The 19,198-nt window shown below is 49.4% G+C and carries 13 protein-coding genes and 1 riboswitch; of the genes, 5 read left to right on the top strand and 8 right to left on the bottom strand.

The genetic code is table 11. The features are described from left to right. Positions 1–57: 57 nt before the first annotated feature. The 5 genes from Q4G98_RS03430 to Q4G98_RS03450 form a co-directional block, all read right to left on the bottom strand. Entirely contained in the window at positions 58–831 is a 774-nt protein-coding gene (locus Q4G98_RS03430; protein ID WP_298565937.1) for an ABC transporter ATP-binding protein, read from the bottom strand. Continuing rightward, on the bottom strand, positions 828–1,880 hold the full coding sequence (locus Q4G98_RS03435; RefSeq protein ID WP_298565940.1) for an iron ABC transporter permease: 1,053 nt from the start codon (positions 1,878–1,880) through the stop codon (positions 828–830). Before Q4G98_RS03435 ends, Q4G98_RS03430 begins: the two co-directional genes overlap by 4 nt. 11 nt (positions 1,881–1,891) lie before the next feature. Continuing rightward, on the bottom strand, positions 1,892–2,980 hold the full coding sequence (locus Q4G98_RS03440) for an ABC transporter substrate-binding protein (protein WP_301961836.1): 1,089 nt from the start codon (positions 2,978–2,980) through the stop codon (positions 1,892–1,894). A 59-nt stretch (positions 2,981–3,039) separates the two neighbouring features. Then, a complete protein-coding gene (locus Q4G98_RS03445; protein WP_301961837.1) occupies positions 3,040–5,190 on the bottom strand; it encodes a TonB-dependent siderophore receptor in 2,151 nt (716 codons plus the stop codon). 162 nt (positions 5,191–5,352) lie between these two features. Further along, a riboswitch (cobalamin riboswitch) is annotated at positions 5,353–5,524 on the bottom strand. A gap of 224 nt (positions 5,525–5,748) precedes the next feature. Further along, entirely contained in the window at positions 5,749–6,399 is a 651-nt protein-coding gene (locus tag Q4G98_RS03450) for an HAD hydrolase-like protein (RefSeq protein WP_298562695.1), read from the bottom strand. Positions 6,400–7,060: 661 nt separating this feature from the next. Between Q4G98_RS03450 and Q4G98_RS03455 the strand changes: the two genes are divergently transcribed. Further along, entirely contained in the window at positions 7,061–8,260 is a 1,200-nt protein-coding gene (locus tag Q4G98_RS03455) for an alanyl-tRNA editing protein (RefSeq protein WP_298562697.1), read from the top strand. 141 nt (positions 8,261–8,401) lie between these two features. Then, positions 8,402–10,531 carry a diguanylate cyclase gene (locus tag Q4G98_RS03460; RefSeq protein ID WP_298562699.1) on the top strand — a complete coding sequence of 710 codons (2,130 nt, stop codon included), beginning with the start codon at positions 8,402–8,404 and terminating at the stop codon, positions 10,529–10,531. A gap of 88 nt (positions 10,532–10,619) precedes the next feature. On the opposite strand, the gene Q4G98_RS03465 is transcribed toward Q4G98_RS03460, so the two are convergent. Further along, complete coding sequence (locus tag Q4G98_RS03465) at positions 10,620–11,654, bottom strand: low specificity L-threonine aldolase (protein WP_298562701.1); 1,035 nt, start codon at positions 11,652–11,654, stop codon at positions 10,620–10,622. Positions 11,655–11,667: 13 nt separating this feature from the next. Next, complete coding sequence (locus Q4G98_RS03470; protein ID WP_177560594.1) at positions 11,668–12,324, bottom strand: DedA family protein; 657 nt, start codon at positions 12,322–12,324, stop codon at positions 11,668–11,670. Positions 12,325–12,501: 177 nt separating this feature from the next. On the opposite strand from Q4G98_RS03470, the gene Q4G98_RS03475 reads away from it, so the two are divergent. The 3 genes from Q4G98_RS03475 (at position 12,502) to Q4G98_RS03485 (ending at position 16,214) form a co-directional block, all read left to right on the top strand. After that, positions 12,502–13,362: a methionyl aminopeptidase gene (locus Q4G98_RS03475; protein ID WP_298562702.1), complete on the top strand. Its 861-nt coding sequence runs from the start codon at positions 12,502–12,504 to the stop codon at positions 13,360–13,362. Positions 13,363–13,804: 442 nt separating this feature from the next. Further along, on the top strand, positions 13,805–14,257 hold the full coding sequence (locus Q4G98_RS03480) for a hypothetical protein (RefSeq protein WP_301961838.1): 453 nt from the start codon (positions 13,805–13,807) through the stop codon (positions 14,255–14,257). Further along, complete coding sequence (locus tag Q4G98_RS03485) at positions 14,169–16,214, top strand: autotransporter outer membrane beta-barrel domain-containing protein (RefSeq protein WP_301961839.1); 2,046 nt, start codon at positions 14,169–14,171, stop codon at positions 16,212–16,214. The genes Q4G98_RS03480 and Q4G98_RS03485 overlap by 89 nt, the downstream gene beginning before the upstream one ends. A gap of 129 nt (positions 16,215–16,343) precedes the next feature. On the opposite strand, the gene Q4G98_RS03490 is transcribed toward Q4G98_RS03485, so the two are convergent. Beyond that, entirely contained in the window at positions 16,344–19,016 is a 2,673-nt protein-coding gene (locus Q4G98_RS03490; RefSeq protein ID WP_298562704.1) for a transporter substrate-binding domain-containing protein, read from the bottom strand. Positions 19,017–19,198: the final 182 nt, after the last annotated feature.

Genomic DNA, 19,198 nt, shown 5'->3' on the forward strand with positions numbered 1-19,198 from the left:
GCAAAAAAATACAGCGCCCGGCAAAAGCCGGACGCTGTGGTGAAAATAAAGTTATAGTTATAAATTTTTTAAAAGACGGATGTGTTTAAAAGAATCCTCGACCGTAACAGTGGTTTTAACATTGTACATAGTATCAATAACCTGCTTTCCCAATACGCTTTGTGCCGAACCATAGGCAAATGTTCTGGTTTCTTTAAGCATCAGGATATTGTCACAGAACATTGAAGCCAGGTTCAAGTCGTGGATCGTCATAATGATAGAGATATTATTTTGTCTGGCTAAATTGGTGATGGTGTGCAGGATAAACAGCTGATTGTGCAGGTCCAGGCTGCTGGTCGGTTCGTCCAGAATGATGCAGCGGGGCTGCTGTGCCAAAGCGCGTGCAATAAAAACCCGCTGCCGTTCACCGCCGCTTAAGGTATTCAGTGTGCGGAAGGCCAGCGCTTCCAGCTGCATTCGCTGAAGTATATCAAAAACGAGTGCTTTGTCATTTTCTGAATAGTGCTTGCGTGCGTAAGGCAGTCGCCCCAACATCACGGCATCGATAACATTGAGTTGGAAATAATTATCTGTGTATTGTGGTACATAGGCAATAAATTTAGCTGTTTCCTGTGGGGACATGGTTACTATATCGTGACCATTCAAGAATACTTTACCCATTGTGACAGGCAGGATATTATTGATACATTTGATAAAAGTCGTTTTACCTGTGCCATTAGGTCCGAGGATACCTAAAATTTCACCGGCAGTTACGGAGAGAGAGATGTCATTAAGCACTGGTTTGTCTGGCCGGTAAGCAAATGATAAATGCTTTATTTCTAAAGTCATCATAGATCACTCTTTCCTGTATGCAGAATTAAATGGATAAAAACAGGAACGCCTAAAAACGAAACTACTATGCCAACGGGAACATTGACAGGATAGAGAATAAATTTACCAAAAGTATCTGATAAGACCAGCAGACCGGAACCGATGAGACCGGACAGCGGAAATAGAAAATGGTGATCGTTGCCGATAATAAGGCGGGCGATGTGTGGTGCGATCAGTCCGACAAAGCCGATAACGCCTGTAAAACTAATGATCGTGGCTGTAATGAGTACGGCTAAAAACATCGTTAAACCCCTTAATTTTTGTGGACTGATGCCAAGACTTCGTACTAATTCGTCGTTGCTGCTGGCCATGGCATTCCATTGTGAAAGCAGACTAATGGCAAAAAATGAGCAAAATGCCGTAACTGCGCCGATAATAATTACTGCATCCCAGTTGGCTCTGTTAAAAGTTCCAAATGTCCATTGAACTACAGCGGCCAGTTTGTTTTCCTGGGCAAAAAATTGCAGTGAGGCGGTTAGAGCTGCAAAAAAATAGTTTAGTGCGATGCCTACCAAAATGACAGAGTTTGCTGTAATGCCAACTTTTTTTGCTACAGTAAAAACAATCAGCATACTGAGCATTGCTGCAATAAAAGCGCTGCCAATAATTAAAAAGTCGTTAAAAAATATTGTGGCATTACCAAAAACGATACATAAAGAAGCCCCGAAAGCTGCTGCTGAAGAAACTCCTAGAGTGAAAGGGCTGACTAAAAAGTTGCGCGTTACCGACTGCATCATCAGACCGGCGGCAGCTAATCCGAAGCCTGCCAATATTGCCAGACAGATGCGCGGCAGGCGCAGAAACAAAACTACCTTAGCTGCTGCGGTATTTTCACCGGTAACAGTCTGGGTAGAAAAATAGTTGAACAGTGCCGCTGAAAGTTCGCCAGGGCCAATGGTTGCATTCCAGGAAAGACAAAGCAGGGAGACTATCGCTATACCTAAAGTTATATAGATGATTTTAAATTTATTTTTTCGCTGATAGTATTGGTATTGTTCTTCGATAGACATAAATTTACCTTTCAATCATTGATTTGCATAGGCGGATAGGTATGCCCCGGCAAATATTCCAGATTTAAATATTTTGTCAGCCAGAGTTTAAAAACTGCTTCAGGATGCAGATCGGGTAAATATTCAGGATATAAAAATTTGGCTACATACAGTACGCCGATGATTTTTGAAGCGCCGCAATGGGCAAAATAGGAAAGCTGGAAGATATTATCGTTTTGTACGGCTCTGATTTCTTCCCAGCTGTTTCTTGTAAGCATTTCTTTTTTTATTTTTTGATGTTCATCTAAGGTGGGCGGCCGATATGAATATTTCCAGCGATTATCTGACATTTTGACAATATACTGGGGATTTCTTAAGATAACGGCCTCCTGTACGATATGTCTTTCTACTGCGTCTTCCATGATATTGATGCCGCCGGTATATTTGACAAGACTGTAAAAATAGCTGCCAGGCATAGTTGTTGCACCAGGGCCGCCGCATTCAAAATAGACTGTTTTTCTATTTTTGATATCAGCAAGATGTTTTTGGACATATTGCAGCTGTCCGCCAAAATAGTTTTTTATTTCCCCGGCTCTGTTTTCCTTGCCAAAAATTTTACCCAATAAATCACAATTATCAGCAAACCGTTCCAGATCATGCGTGTCGATGACAATGACGCTGATACCGAAGTGTGATAATTTTTCCTGTGCATCGAACCAGCTGCCTTTACTGGAGATCAGCAAAGCCTGTGGTTTTAATGCGATCACTTTTTCATAATTTATAGCCAGTCCTTCACGGGCGCAAATCAATTGGTCTTGTGTAAATTTATTGTGGAAGGCTTCATTGTTCCATAAGATATTCTGATCGATACCAACTATCGTATCCAGACATCCCAGAGCAGTGACTAGTTCAGTCAGGTCTGTATTATAGGCATTGGCAATAGCGACGCGAGTAAGCGGTTTATCTAAAGTTATTTTTCTGCCCAGACTGTCGCGAACAGTAATCAATGTGGCGGATTGCTGCTCAACCGGGTTATGAAATGAACAGCCCATACACAGGATGCAAATGATAAGCAGATAGAACATAGTATATATAGATGATTTATTAAATTTAGTTCGCATATTTTTATTCCCAGACAATTAAAATTAAGGGAGAAGGTTCCTTCTCCCTTAATTTATTTTTAAAGCTCAAACTGTGCAGACAACATTAATGTACGCGGTGTACCAATGGCAAGATTGCCGCTGCTGTAGCCGCCTTGAGGCAGCCAATAATCTTTATTAAGCACGTTGTAGCAGGTGGCGCTTACAGTTACCGGTGTAGTGCCTAATTTGGTTTTATAGCTGGCGCCGAGATCAAAAACTAAAGAAGAAGGAACGGTGAATTTTTCGTTGTTGATTTTGGCATTACCGGTGTAGACGCCGCGGCCCCAGAAGGAAGTGCTTTTATCGGGAGCATATTCGGCAGTCAGAACAGCATTCCATTTTGCAACGCCGTTGACGGCAATGCCATCTAAGTCGCCGTTTTTAGTTTTTTTCTGTTCAGCGTCAAGATACATAAAGCCGCCCATTAAAGCCCATTTATCGCTGATTTTGCCGTTTACTGCAAGTTCAATGCCTTTGTAAGTATTTTCGCCGTCATTGGTGAGTAACGGCAGACCAACCGGCTGGGGCTGTACTTTTTGGCTGGCTTTAGTGATTTCGAAGAAACTTAAAGAGGTGGTCATTTGTCCGGCCTGGTATTTAACGCCTACCTCGTTTTGCTTGGTTTTAGCAGGGTCAAGGATAGCATCAGTATTCTTGTAGCCGCTTCCGACAACGCTGCCGGCTGCGAAGCTTTCGGAGTGTGAGGCGTAAACTGATAATTTATCAGTTGGCTTATACATAATGCCGTAAGTGGGGCTGGTATCATTGGATTTCACGCTGTCTTTACCGTAGGATTGGGTGTCTGTATGGTGGCCGTGCAGACCTAACAAAACAGTAGCTTTGCCAAACTCGATATTATCTGCCAAAGTCCAGCCCCAGTAGTTTGTTCTGTTGCTGCGGTAGAATCCGTTATGATTGATATTGAGATTGGGGATTTTGCCGTCGTAACGTCCTTCATAAATATTGCCGGCATTGGGCGTATCTACCATATTAGGGCCGCCGTTAGAATATTGGCTGTATCCGTATTTCCACATTCTGTCAACAGTACCGGCCAGGTTGTGAGTTACTGTACCTGTCGTAATTTTGCCTTTGATGCCTGTTTGCAGATAATATGAATCCATTGGAAAACCGCCGTCCCGATCAGAATGTGCGGTGAAGGTGCCATCGTTACTTGTGATAATATAGGGGTCTACGGCACGCCAGGTTATGTTTTTGTATAGATCATAACGGCTGTAACCACCGTTGAAGAATGCGACAACGTCTTTACCGATTTTTTGTTCATGGTTCAGAGTCACCATCCAGGTATCCAAAGCAGCTTCCTGACCGTCATAACCATAATTAAGAGTGTTTTTAGGAGCAGACGGCATTGCTGTTACATTGGGGCCTAGTTGAAATGCTCCGCGCGGATTTTTGATTTTTGATTGACGATAACCGGCAAATAAATTAGAAGTGCTGTTTTCGTCGCGGTGGTCTAAGTTGATGAAAATATCGCGGTTGGTGAGTTCTTCGTTATCGACACTTGTTTTGCCGCTGATGTTTTCGGCATTGATGCGTAGTCCCCAGGATTTGTTTTTACCGAAGCGTTGGCCGATATCTATGATTTGACCGTAGGTACTTTTGCCTGAAAAAATTTGTGTGATCCGGTTTATGGGTTTATCCGTAGCTTTTTTGGAAACCATATTGACCATACCGCCAGCAGATTCATTCAGTGTAGTACCTTCGATACCCATATTGGGTCCGGCATTGACTTCTATCCTTTCGGCAAAATTGGTTGGTATTGTAGATTGTGTAAACATACCGGGAACACCGTTGACGTATAAGGCATAACCAGTGGTGTGGATGCCGCGGATAGAAAAGTCGTTATATAAGCCATAGCTGCTGCTGCGCACAGATGGAGTATTGATTAAAACACTTGTTAAGGGAGCGGTAGGATCGTTGAATTGTTCGATTGTTTTGTTAGAAAAACTGGTTTTGCTAAAGGGAATATCCATAATGCTGCCTTTACCCAAAATACCGTTACTGCTGATCGAGGTAATATATCCCCCCGGCAGGGCGTCCCTGTCGGCTTCGACGATGACTTCGTCCAGATCGTGCGTCATGGTTTCCTCAGCGGCGGCAGGCAGTACGAAGCCGACGCTGGCAACGGCGCACAATACCGCCATTGCTAAAAATTTCTTGTTTCCATTCATCAAATAAACACTTCCTATAAATTTATTTTCTAAATCCTTCGACCGAGCTGTCCGAGTTTCGCGTGCCGAAAAATTTAAAAGCAAAAGAAAAAACGCTTTTCTGCGCACAAAGGCAGAAAAGCGTAAAAAAGCTTCTAACGCTCTGCCTGTCGTTCGCAGGAGGGTGTGGACGGATGATCAGGCAGTTCTTCTGGCTCTGCGTCATCGCTTACCTCGCCTTCCCGGTTTCCCAGTGACGTTATGAGGCTTGCTCGGCATTACAGCGGCGGGACCGCATCGGCTTTAAACCGATTTCTCTGTTAGGCAATGCTGCACCTGATCATGAATATTCGATTGGCAAATAAAATACCTTGAAAAGATAAAAAAATTAACTTTTGCTTTGTATTATAGCACTTTGCCCCCCCCCCGCAAGCAAAAGTTTTCCACAGGTGTATAACTTGAAAAAAATAACAGTTAAAGGGCAAAAAAATACAGCGCCCGGCAAAAGCCGGACGCTGTGGTGAAAATAAAGTTATCAAGCAGTATTGATTTACAGAAAATATCGCTGTTTGAGGATCGTTAAAGAAGCAGTTCGGCAAAGTCCTGCGGCTTGGCAGCGATCTGGCTGACGCCGGCGGCAGTCAGTTCCCCGGGGGAGCTGTAGCCGTAGCCGGCGCCGATGATGGCGATGTCGTTTTGCTGTGCGCCGATGGCGTCGTGTTCGCGGTCGCCCAGCATAACGGCTGCGGTTTTAGCGTCGCTTTCGATGTGCAGGCGCTGCAGCACTTCGCCGATAACGTCGGCTTTGGTCGGCAGTTCGCCGTTGAAGCCGGGGCCGGCAACAGTCGTAAAATAGGGGGCAAGTTTGTAGTGTTCTAAAATTTTTTCGGCGTAAAGCTGCGGCTTGCTGGTGGCAACGGCGAGGATCTTGCCTGCCTGGCGCAGGGTCTGCAGCAGCTGGGGGATACCGTCGTAGACAGAGTTTTCAAACATGCCGACGCGGGCGAAGCGCTCGCGGTAATATTCAAGGGCGGCGTGGGCTTCGCCTTCGCTCATGCCGCAGAAATTCTGGAAGGATTCGGTGAGCGGCGGGCCGATAAAGGGCAGCAGTTCGTGGTCGGGATAGCTGCCTTTGCCGCTTTTTTCCAAGGCGTACTGGACGCAGCGGATGATGCCGGGGGCAGAGTCGGTGAGGGTGCCGTCGAGGTCGAAAAGGATATATTTATACATTGTTTGCTCCTTGATTTGATAATATTCAGGTCTGTGTTGTTGTTGAGGCTGGCGTGTGATCCGGCAGCGCAGGTGTTTTTCCTGGTCGGCTGCGGGTCAGGTCATGGAGGATGCGTTCGTGGTAATAAAACCCTTGCGTTTATCCCTGCGCCGACATCGTCCTAACACCAGCACTGCTGTTGAAGCTGACCTGTGATCCGGCAGCGCAGGTGTTTTTCCTGGTCGGCTGCGGGTCAGGTCATGGAGGATGCGTTCGTGGTAATAAAACCCTTGCGTTTATCCCTGCGCCGACATCGTCCTAACACCAGCACTGCTGTTGAAGCTGACCTGTGATCCGGCAGCGCAGGTGTTTTTCCTGGTCGGCTGCGGGTCAGGTCATGGAGGATGCGTTCGTGGTAATAAAACCCTTGCGTTTATCCCTGCACCGACATCGTCCCAACACCAGCACTGCTGTTGAGGTTGGCGTGTGTCCCAGCAGCGCATTGTGTTTACATTATACCGCAAGGGTATATGTTCTCACTAGGCTCGAAAATACCTCGCCAAGTGTTCACATTATAACACAAATAAGCTGCGGTGCAAAACAGCGGCAGTTATTGCTTAACGGCCGACGGCAGCAGTGCTATAATGAAAAGAGAAATTTTATTGATGAGGGGTTTTAAAAATGACGGAAAAATTGTATGAACAGGATTCGATGTTAAAAAGCTGCCTGGCAACGGTGCAGAGCTGCGAGGCAACCAGTGGCGGTTATGCCGTCGTTTTGGACAGGACGGTCTTTTTCCCGGAGGGCGGCGGTCAGCTGAGCGACCGGGGCACTTTGGGCGGCGTGAAGATGACTTATGCCGCTGAGCGTGACGGCGAGGTGCTGCATTACTGCGAGCAGCCGTTGGCGGCTGGCACGCAGGTCGAGGCGGTGTTGGACTGGCAGGCCCGGCTGGACCATATGCAGCAGCATGCCGGCGAGCATATCCTTTCGCACGCGGTGTGGAAGCTGTTTGGCGCCAATAACATTGGTTTTCATATGGGTGAGCGGCTGGTGACTATCGATCTTGATAAAGAGCTGACGGCAGCCGAGCTGGCGCAGGCTGAAGATTATGCCAACAGACAGATCTGGGAGGATAAGCCGATCACGGTCAGTTATCTGCCGCATACCAGGCTGCCGGAGCTGGTAATGCGCAAGAAGAATGAGAAGCTGACCGGTACGCTGCGGATCGTTACTGTGGAGGGCGGCGATGTCTGCACCTGCTGCGGTACGCATCCTGCCCGCACAGGGATGATCGGGCTGATCAGGATCAACCGTTTCGATAAGCATAAGGACGGGATCAGGGTAGAATTTTTGTGCGGGCGCTGGGCTTTAGAGGACGCGCGGCAAAAAAACGACTACGTCTGGCAGGCAGGACGGCTGCTTTCCATGAAGCCGGAGGGCGTGCCGCAGGGGATAGGTAAATTGCAGGGCGAATTGGCGGCGCAGAGCGAGCGTTTGAAAGCGCAGACTGTTAAATTGTATGAATTCTTAGCGCCGCAGCTTTTAGAGCAGGCTGCTGTCGATGCAAGCGGCATCAAATATATCGCCGCGGCGCAGGAGGATTGCAGTGCCGCCGACGCCAAACTGCTGCTGAACAAACTGCTGGCAGGCGGGCGTACTGTGGCGGCGGTGGTATACAGCTCCGGCGAGCGCGTCAATTATGTTTTGGGCTGCGGTGAGCAGACGCAGGCCGATTGCCGTGATCTGTGCAGACAGGCAGGCGAGCTGTTCGGCGGCAAGGGTGGCGGATCGCAGAGCTTTGCCCAGGGCGGCGGGGCTTACAGCAGTGACTGGCGGCAGAAACTGCAGCGGCTGCAGCAAATATTACAGGGAGTGTGATATTTTATTTGTAAGAAGAAGTTTTTATTGTATAAAATGTAAAAAAATAATATAATAGAACATATAGAATTGTTATTGTTATGAATTTTACAGTTGCTTGTAATCTGCGACTAAAATAACCGCCAAAGGGGGCAGACAGGCTTGGAGAAGCAAAAAGATAAAATCCTGATAGTCGATGACGTAGAGCTTAACCGGGCGATACTGTGTGAACTTTTTGCCGGGGACTACGAAATATTGGAAGCAGATAACGGCAAAACGGCTGTAGAACTGATGCAGCAGTATCACGAAGAAATTGCGATCGTGCTGATGGATATCGTGATGCCGATCATGAACGGTCTGGAAGCGCTGGAGATCATGAACGCCAAAGGCCTGACCGAGAAAACTCCTATCTTCCTGATCACGGCCGAATCGTCCAATGACGCTATTTCCAAAGGCTTTCGCCTGGGCGTGGTCGACGTTGTTTTAAAACCGTTCAATCCTGATAATATCTGTCAGCGCGTCAATAATATCATTGAATTGTACCGTTACCGTTACAAGCTGGAGAATCTGGTCCAGGAGCAGATGAACAAGATCGAAAAGCAGAACGAGCAGCTGCGTAATTTTAACGTGGCCATGATCGATACGCTGAGTACGATCGTCGAATTCCGTGACTGTGAATCAGGACAGCACGTCCAGCGCATCCGTCAGCTGACCAAGATCATGCTGAAGGAGCTGGGACGGCAGAATGCCGAATATAAAATGAGCGATAAGACGATCGAGGATATTTCGATGGCGGCGGCGCTGCATGACATCGGCAAGATCGCGATCCCGGACTATATCCTGAATAAGCCGGGCCGTCTGACGGCAGAAGAATTTGCGATCATGAAGGAACATACGCTGTACGGCTGCGAGATCCTGGAGAGCATCGACAGCCTGAAGCAGAATAAAGAGCAGTACCGCTATCACTATAATATTTGCCGCTGGCACCATGAAAAATGGGACGGCAGCGGGTATCCCGATGGCCTGATCGGCAAAGAGATACCCATTTACGCGCAGATCGTGGCGCTGGCCGACTGCTATGACGCTTTGACCAGTGTCCGCTGTTATAAAGGCGCTTTTACCCATGAGGAATCGGTCAAAATGATCGAAAAGGGTGAATGCGGTGCTTTCAGTCCTGATCTGCTGCAGTGCTTTTTGAAGATCGCGCCGAGCCTGCCGGAAATTTTGCAGTCGGATGACGGGCTGCCGGCAGTCGTATATCATTATCAGCATCCCAATACCGAAAAGTTCAGCGGGAAAAAATGCTATAGCTGCGATATGGATAAAAACAGCCGTGTCGCGCGGCTTTTGGAAATAGAGCGTGAAAAACAGAAGGCGCTGTTTGCCATGAGCGGCGATATTATTTTTGATTATGACGTTGAAAAAGATTTGATCATCTTTTCTGATGAATATAAAAAAGTCTTTGGCGGCGAATGTGTGGTCACAAACGCCAGGGCAGCCATGGGCAGCAGTATGGTCATTCTGCCGGAAGATCTGCAGGAGCTGAGGGAACTGACGCATGCTTTGACCGAAGAAAACAGCGGCTATGTCAAGGATGTACGGCTGATCGACAAGTTCGGCGAAGAAAAATGGTACAGGCTCCACGTCAATTCGATCTGGGACAAGGAACATTATGGCGTGATGCTCAGCATTGTCGGCAGGATGATCAGTATCGATAAAATGAAGCGTGAGATCGGTCTGTGGAAAAGGCAGGCTGAGAGCGATGCCTTAACGAAGCTGGGCAACCGGGCTTATGGTGAGCGTTTGCTGCAGCAGCTGCTGTGCGAGCCGCAGCAGGAAAAAGCCGCGGTCATGTTTCTGGACGTTGATAATTTTAAAATGGTCAACGACAGGCACGGGCATTTGTTCGGCGATGAAGTGCTGTGCCGGATCGCCAATGAGATCAGCGGGCAGTTCCGGTCCAATGATATCGTCTGCCGTATCGGCGGCGACGAGTTTTTGATTATCATGCAGAATGTCAGGGACAGCGGTCTGGCGCTTTTGAAAGCAGATGACCTGAGGGCCGGCATCGAAAGGCTGGGACGTGAAGCTGATATTCAGGTGCCGCTGTCGGTGTCTGTAGGCGTGTCGTTCTATCCGGTGGACGGTACGGACGAGAAAACGCTTTTATATAAAGCAGATAAGGCTTTATATGAGGCGAAGAAGCGCGGTAAAAATAATTGCGTTATTTACAGTAAAGAGCTGGAAGCAGAACCGTTTATGTCGCAGATCACCGTGGCGGAAAGTGAATAGGACCGGACTGCGTTCGGTGCGCTGATAAATAAAAGCCTCTCAATAAAATTTTATTGAGAGGCTTTTTCTCTGCCGCAGCAGTATTTACTTACAGTGTTTTGATCAATTCGCACAGCTTGTCGACCTGGGCCGGGTCTGTGGCCCAGCTGGTGCAGATGCGGGCCGCGATCCTGTCGCCGCTGAGATATTCCCAGGGTGCGAGGACAAAGTGCCTGCTCAGCTCGTCATACATCGTTTGCGGGAAAATAATGAACTGCTGGTTAGTAGTAGAATCAGTCACGAATTCCAGGCCGCGCTCTTTGACGGCGGCTTTGATCTGCAGGGCCAGCTCGATACCGTGACGGCAGATCTTATAATAAAGGCCGTCTGTAAAAAGCGTTTCAAATTGCAGGCCCAGCAGGCGTCCTTTGGCTAAAACAGTGCCGCCCTGTTTCATGATCGTGCGGAAATCGGCTTTTAAGGCCGGGTTGACGATAACTGCCGCTTCGCCGAACAGGGCGCCGCATTTGGTGCCGCCGATGCAGAAGACGTCGCAGTTATTGGTGATATCGGCCAGGGTCAGATCATTGTCAGGGGCGGTCAGGCCGTAGCCCAGGCGGGCGCCGTCGATGAAAAGATACAGTCCGTAACGCTGGCAGACAGCGTACAGCGCTTCCAGCTCGTCCTTATGGTACAGCGAACCGATCTCGGTCGGCTGCGAGATATAGACCATTTTGGGCTGGACCAGATGCTCACGGCTGGGATCGTTGAGATACAGCTCGTGCTGTTCGCTGATCATGGCGGCGGTGATTTTGCCGTCCGTGGTAGGCAGGTCGAGCACTTTATGACCGGTACGTTCGATAGCGCCGGCTTCGTGCGTGTTGATATGGCTCTGCACAGTGCCGTAAACACCGTGGAAGGGACGCAGCGCCGCACAGATGATCGTCAGGTTGGTCTGGGTGCCGCCGGTCATAAAATGGACGTCGATGTCGCTGCGGCCGCATTCTTTTCTGATCAGCGAGGCTGCCGCTTCGCAGTAGGGGTCGATACCGTAACCGCCGGTCTGTTCAAAATTGGTTGCCGCCAGTGCTTCCAGTATTTCGGGCGTCCCGCCCTCTGTGTAGTCGCTGGTAAAATAATACATAGCGCCACTTCCTTTACTTGTTTTTCCGTTTGGCCAGCCAGCCTTTGAGGTGGGTTTCGTAGAAAATAGGCATCAGTGAGAAAATGATGATGCCCAGCGTAACGTGGGAAAAATTGCTTTTTACCCAGGGCATATTGCCGAAAAGGTAACCGCCGCCGACGAATAAGAAGACCCAGGTCACAGCGCCGGTCACATTATAGATCGCGAAAGTACGGTAATGCATACTGCCGATGCCGGCCACAAAAGGCGCCAGCGTGCGGACGATAGGGGCAAAGCGGGCCAGGAAGATAGCTTTATGGCCGTGCTTGGCATAAAAATCTTCGGCCTTCTTGATGTGTGCAGGTTTGATGAGCTTGGGATAATTCCGCAGTATCCGGTGCCCGAATTCTTCGCCGATCATGTAATTGCAGGCATCGCCTAAAATTGCGGAAACGAGAAAGATAATTACGAGCGTAGTCAGGTCAAGACCTGCTGCTGTGGCCGACAGGGCGCCGCAGGCAAAAAGCAGCGAATCGCCTGGCAGAAACGGGGTCACGACCAGGCCGGTCTCGCAGAAAACGATAACGAACAGGATTGCGTAGATCCAGTGGCCGTACTGATCCATGACGAGGGGCAGATAGCGGTCGAAATGCAGGAGATATTCAAAAAAATTAGAGTAAAGAGCTTCCATTAGCAGATTACTTCCTTTCGCAAAAAACTAAGTTTATTTTACCACAAAATACATGAATTTGATATGAGAAAATCAGATGTTTTGTGGTATAATGACATTATCGTTAAGAGCTGCTTCGGGAGGCAACAGCCTGCGGCAGCGGCAAGTAAAGTTTATGCAGATAGGAGAACAGTACATATGACAACTGATTTGTGCTGGTGCGGCAGCGGTAAGGCCTATGCCGATTGCCACCAGGAAATAGACGACAGGATCGAATTATACCGTAAGGCAGGGCACGAAGTGCCCGACAGGGTGATGCTGAAAACGCCGGAGCAGATCGCCGGTATCCGCGAGGCCTGCAAGATCAATACGGCAGTTTTGGACGAAGTGGAAAAAAATATCAGAACCGGCATGACGACGGAGGAGATCAATACCATCGTGCACGAATATACCGTCAGCCACGGCGCGATCCCGGCGCCGCTAAATTTCTGCGGCTTTCCCAAAAGTGTCTGCACTTCGATCAACGATCAGGTCTGTCACGGTATCCCTTCGGAGCATGATGTCCTCAAAAGCGGCGACATCGTCAACGTCGATGTTTCCACTATTTATAACGGCTATTATGCCGATGCCTCCAGGATGTTTATGGTCGGCAAGGTCGATAAAAAGAAGCAGGATCTGGTAGCAATCACGAAAGAGTGCCTGCGCCGGGGACTGGAAGCTGCGCAGCCGTGGGCTTTTGTCGGCGATATCGGCGCTGCCGTGTCCAGCTTTGCGCACAAGCATGGCTATTCCGTCGTCACTGAATTCGGCGGTCATGGCGTGGGTGTGGACTTCCATGAGGAGCCCTTTATCTGTCATGTGGGCAAACGCAAGACCGGGATGCTGTTGGTGCCGGGCATGATCTTTACGATCGAGCCGATGATCAATACCGGTAAGCGTGATGTTTATGTGGACGCTGCCAACGACTGGACCGTCTATACCCAGGACGGCGGTATGAGCGCGCAATGGGAATATACGGTGCTGATCACGGAAAACGGCAACGAAGTGCTGACCTACTGATACTATGCTTGCCCCGCCTCTGCCGGAATGATAAATTTTGTGCGAGGAGACCCCATGTTTTCAGAGTTTCCCCAAAAATTCCATACTAAAACTTTCAACTCTGGTATATTTTTCTGAGCTGACAACACCTCCTGCTGTAGTTTTTAGGCTACAACAGGAGGTGTTTTTTACTGTCTGTTTTTCGAGGCAGGGGTGCAGCTTTTTCAGGTTGTTTTTCAGTTGCAGCGGCAAAACGAACTTAGCACAGGCCGGGCGCAGACGCCGACAGAGGTAAAGCCGCCGGCGTAAAGCGCTAGCAAGACCAGCGGGCGTTGTACTCATAGCAAAAGTGAATGTCTTGCCGGGGGGGAAGTCTATGCTATAATTTAAATAAATAACATTATTTTATATAAAAATCAGTGCTATTGTTTAAAAATATAAATTATGCAAAACGGGAGGGGAAATGATGAAAAAGCGGGAAAGTATTTTGAGCAAAAGGATTCTGGCAGGTTTAATGCTGGGGCTGCTGCTGGGCAGCAGCTTTTATGCCCAGCCGGCAGTGGCGGGCGAAGTGATCAATGTGGTGACGCAGGAAGCTTATGAGAAGGTTAAAGACAGTAATGGCTATGTAAAACCGCAGCAGTCTCTGACTGATAACATTGTTACTATCGGAACCGATGTCGGCGGTAACAGCCCCAGTATCGGCAGCAGCGGGTATAGTTATGTTTACGGCGGTTATGCCGCAGGTACAGAGGCCGCTAAGAACAATAAAGTTTTTATCAAGAGTGGTGTGATGGAGTACGTCTACGGCGGCAGGAGCGCTAGCGGTGCTGTTACAGGCAATAGTGTTATTATCAGCGGCGGTACGGTTTGCCGTTGGCGGTTATACTTACGAAGACGGCGTTATTATGCATAACAGCGTAAATATCAGCGGCGGCACGGCTAAAAAAACTGTCTACGGCGGTTATACTCTCAGAGACGGTGTTATTATGCACAACAGCGTAAATATCAGCGGCGGTACGGTTTATGCTGTCTACGGCGGTTCTACTTACGGAGACGGTGTTGTTATGCATAACAGCGTAAATATCAGCGGCGGTACGATTGAACAATCTGCCTTTGGCGGCTGGGGCTGGAGTAGTAATACAAAAGAAGTTGTTGGCAACAGTATTATTATCAGTAGTGATGCTATAATCAATGGTTATGTATGTGGTGGTAAAAACGGCACTGGAATTGTTGCATACAACAGCGTGGTCGTTAACGGTGGTAAGATAGCGCGTGATATATTGGGTGGAGAAAGTAACAACGGAGGAACGGCTACGTACAATAGTGCCACAGTTAGCGCGGGATTAATCCAGGAAGATATTTATGGTGGTAAAAGCGATATTGGAGCGGTGGAATACAACAGTGCAGTTATCAGCGGTGGTACGATCAAGGGGAATATTTACGGCGGCTATAGTGGAAGCGGTGCTGTTACAGGCAACAGCGTAAATATCAGCGGTACACCGGCTTTTGGCGAAAATACAGTACTTTATGGTGGCCTTAGTACAAATGGCACGGTCAGTGGTAATACTTTGAATTTTAACAGTAAAGGTCTGACTCTCAGTAAGGTGCAAAATTTTGATGCCTATAACTTCTGTCTGCCCGGCGGCACCAGGGCCGACGCTACTTTGCTGACGATGACGGCGGATAATGGCGCCGATATTTCAGGCAGCAAGGTACAGGTCAGTGCCGAAGGCACAGCGGCAGCCTTTAAAGCCGGCGACCAGATCACCCTGCTGTATACTGATACACCAGGTACTGGCAGCGTTATCAAAGCTGATAATATGGATTACGGCAAAGAAATGCGTCAGGGCGTCAGCGTAGTTTACGACATCACGACAGGCCTGAATGAAGATGGGCATAAATTAGTTACCACTATTGACGGCGGCAAAGTTTTAGAGCAGACCAAATCACCGGTCGAGACACAGGCAGCCACGGCGGCCTTCCTCAACAGCGGGGCTGATCTGCTGGTGGGCGGCGGCATCGCCAGCATGACAGCAGTAACGTCCGCAGAGGACGGCGCGATCTTTGGTACTATGGGCGGCGGCAGTATGCGCTATAAGACAGGGTCGTATGCCGATGTCAAAGGCTATAACCTGGCGATGGGCTTCGGCAAAGCAGTAACCAACAACGCGGGCAAGCTGACCTTTGGGCCCTTTATAGAATATGGTAAAGGCGAATACACCAGCCATCTGGACGACGGTATCCGCGGCGACGGTAATACCAAGTATTACGGCGTCGGCGTGCTGGCACGGCAGGACAACAACAGCGGCGTGTACTACGAAGGCAGCTTGCGTTATGGCCGCAGGAACGCTGATTACGCCAGCGGCGATATGATCGGTGCCTTAAGCAGCAAAGTTGCTTCCAGCTACGACAGCAGCAGTGCCTACTACGGCGTGCATCTGGGAATAGGCAAGGTGAATAAGCTGAACGATACTACTAAGGCCGATGTTTATGCCAAATTTATGTACACCCACCAAAACGGCGACAGCGTGGCTTTACGTGGCGAAGGCAACGGCGAAGTATACGACTTTGACGCTGTGGACAGCACCCGCGTCAGAGTAGGTGCGCGAGTGAGCAAAGCCTATAGCGAGCGCGGCACCGGTTATGCAGGGCTGGCCTACGAATACGAATTTGACGGCGAAGCCAAAGCGACAGTACTGGGCTTCAGCACGCCGTCGCCCAGCATCAAAGGCAGCAGCGGCCTGCTGGAATTGGGCTATATTTTGCAGCCCAAAGGGGCCAACGACCCGGCAATCGACATCAATTTGCAGGGCTGGGGCGGCAAAAAACAGGGCTTCACAGGCAATGTGAATTTTGTCTGGAAGTTCTAAGTGAGCATTACGGTAGACTTTCTGAAAAGGAAGGCTACATAAACGACCAAAGGAAAAAAGTATTTTTCATTGTCCTTTAATTTTAATAAAACCAAAGCCCGGAGTTGATTAAACTCTGGGCTTTGGTTTTTATTTTTTATGATTTTTTTGCACAAGCCTTTCAATAGCCGCAAACAATTCTTCGGGAACGACCGGCTTGCTGACATGGGCGTCCATACCGCTGGCATAGGCGCGCTGGATATCTTCGGTAAAGGCGTCGGCCGAGAGCGAGATGATCGGGATCGTCTGCGCCTGCGGGTGCGAACTGGCGCGGATCGCCTGTGTAGCCTGATAGCCGTCCATGACCGGCATCTGGATATCCATCAGGATCAGGTCATAGGTACCGGGAGCGCTGCCGCTGAACAGCTCCAGCGCTTCCTGCCCGTTGCCGGCGCAGTCGCTGCTGATGCCGCGGCTTTGTAAAAGCTCCAGGCACAGCTCCTGATTGAGCAGGTTATCTTCAGCCAGCAGCAGATGCAGTCCGATCAGGCTTTGGGCTGTGCCGGTGCCGCTGCCAGCTGCGGTAATGTTTTCGGCGTAGGGCAAAGTCAGCCGTACGGTAAAGGTACTGCCGCTGTCTTTGACGCTGTGGACACTGACGCTGCCGCCCATCGCTTCGACCAGATATTTGACGATGGAAAGCCCCAGGCCGCTGCCGCCGTATTTTCTGGCGGTACTGCCGTCTTCCTGTTCAAAGGGCTGGAAGACCTGGGCCAGCATTTGCTCCGACATACCGCAGCCGGTGTCGCTGACGACCAGAAGCAGAACTGTTTTGCCGGCAGCTTCGGCCTGCTGCTGAGTGATACTGAGCGTGATCTGGCCGCCGGCTTCGGTGAATTTGACGGCGTTGGAAAGCAGATTGCTCAGGACCTGCTGCAGGCGCAGACTGTCGCCCAGCAGGACGTCGTGGCCGGCGGCATCGCAGTGCAGCCGGAAGCTGATATTTTTGTCCTGACATTGGGCGCTGTAGATGCTTTGCAGCTCCTGCAGGATTTTTGACAGCTGAAAAGGTGAGTTGTCGAGCTTGAGCTTCTGGTTTTCGATGGCGGACATATCGAGGACGTCGTTGACGATACCTAAAAGCAGCTCGGAAGAATAACTGATTTTTTGCAGATATTCATTGTGGCAGTTGTGTTTATCCGGCTGCAGGGCCAGCCTGGTAAAGCCCAGGATAGCGTTGAGCGGCGTTCGGATCTCGTGGCTCATGCGCGACAGGAAGCTGCTTTTGGCTTCGCTGGCAGCCAGTGCCTGTTTGGCGGCTCTTTCCAGCTCCAGGTTTTTGGCTTCCAGCAGTTCCAGATATTTCTGCCGCTGCAGTGTAAAATACAGCCAGGCGGTAAAAAGCACGATCAGGACGATGACCAAGGCGGTGATCAGATAGTTATATTTATAGATCAGATCGGTCAGCGTAGGCTGGTAAGGCGACTGGACCGTTTCGTACATCACGATATTATCCAGTGTTTTGGGATTCAGCGTATCGATACATTTATTGAAAATGGTCAGCAGCTGATTGCCGTCGGCGTTGTTGACAGCCGCCAGAGAAAGATTATCGGGAAAATTGAATAAAGACAGGATCTTCAGCTCGCTGAAACGGGGATTCTGCAGGTGGTAGCTGATGATATGGCTGTTCTGCAGGGCCAGGTCGGCTTCGCCGTCGGCTACTGCCAGCAGGCAGTCCCGGGTATTATTTTTGTTGATAATGGAGAAATGCGGATAATTGCTTAAAATAAGGTTTTTATAGGCGACATAGTTAAAGGGCAGAGCTACCTTCTGCGGCTTGGTGATGTCGATAAAGTTGTTTTTGTTGACAACGGCCATGACGCGGCCCTGAAAAAAGGTTTTGGAAAGCCTGATCGAGATATTGTTGCGGTAGGGTTCATAATCGGTAACGCCGGCGATCAGATCAAAGCCTTCTGTCTGCAGGCTCTGGTCCAGCCGGGCCCCGGGCGGCAGCAGCTTCAGGATGACCTTGACGCCTGCCAGGCGTTCCAGTTCCTTTGCTACTCCGGGCAGGATACCTGCCGGCTGCTGCGTGTCACTGTTCAGCGAGGATAACGGTTCGTCATTGGGCAGAAAGCCGATCGTGACCGGTCCGCGCTCATAGTAGGTGGCGTAGGTGGTATTCTCAAATTCCGGCGTGTTGGCGTGGATGTTCATTAAAGCGTCGTTGAGGCGCTGCAGAACCGCTTTGTTGCCTTTGGTGGTTATAAAATAGATCGGGTCGGCCTGAAAGCGGGCTACTAAACGCAGATCTTTATAGAGCGGCATGCTGCCGGTAACGACGGCGTCGATCTGCTTGTTTTGCAGTGCGGCGATCATGGACTGACTGGAATCAAAAAGTACTGGCTGGTAAGTAAACGAATTTTTTCGGGCTACCTCGCTCAAAACTTCAGTTTGAAAATTGCCTTTCAGAACGCCGATCTTCAGTCCGTTAAAGCTTTGATAATCGTTATAGTAGATCCCGTTATCATCGTTGCGGACGTACATGACCATGTATTCAACGCCGCTGGGCAGTGAGGCAAAGTCATATTTTTTGCTGCGTTCGGGAGTGTACTGCGCCATGCCTAAAAGGTCGATCTCGCCTTTGGCTAAAAGCTCCAGGCATTCCTGCCAGGTAGCATACACATATTCGTAGCGCCAGCCGGTATAGTGCGAGATCTCGTTGAGATAGGCGACGCCGTAACCGTCGATAGTGCCGTCGGCTGTTTTTTCGATAAAACCGGGGCTGTCGGTGTAGCCGACCCGGATGGGATGGGGGCGCATACCTGTAGCGGAGACTGCGGTTGGGAGCAGCAGTAAACAGCAGCAGAGCGCGGCGCAGAGTATAGGTAACTGAAAAAATGTGCGTAGATATTTCATCAAAAGGCCAGCTTTCCGGGTTGAAGTGTAGTGATTTCGGTTGTTTGCAAAAGTACGTTATCAACTGTCTTTATTATATATTATTA

Origin of the sequence: uncultured Phascolarctobacterium sp. (genome assembly GCF_958349595.1) — a bacterium.
Classification (GTDB): domain Bacteria; phylum Bacillota; class Negativicutes; order Acidaminococcales; family Acidaminococcaceae; genus Phascolarctobacterium.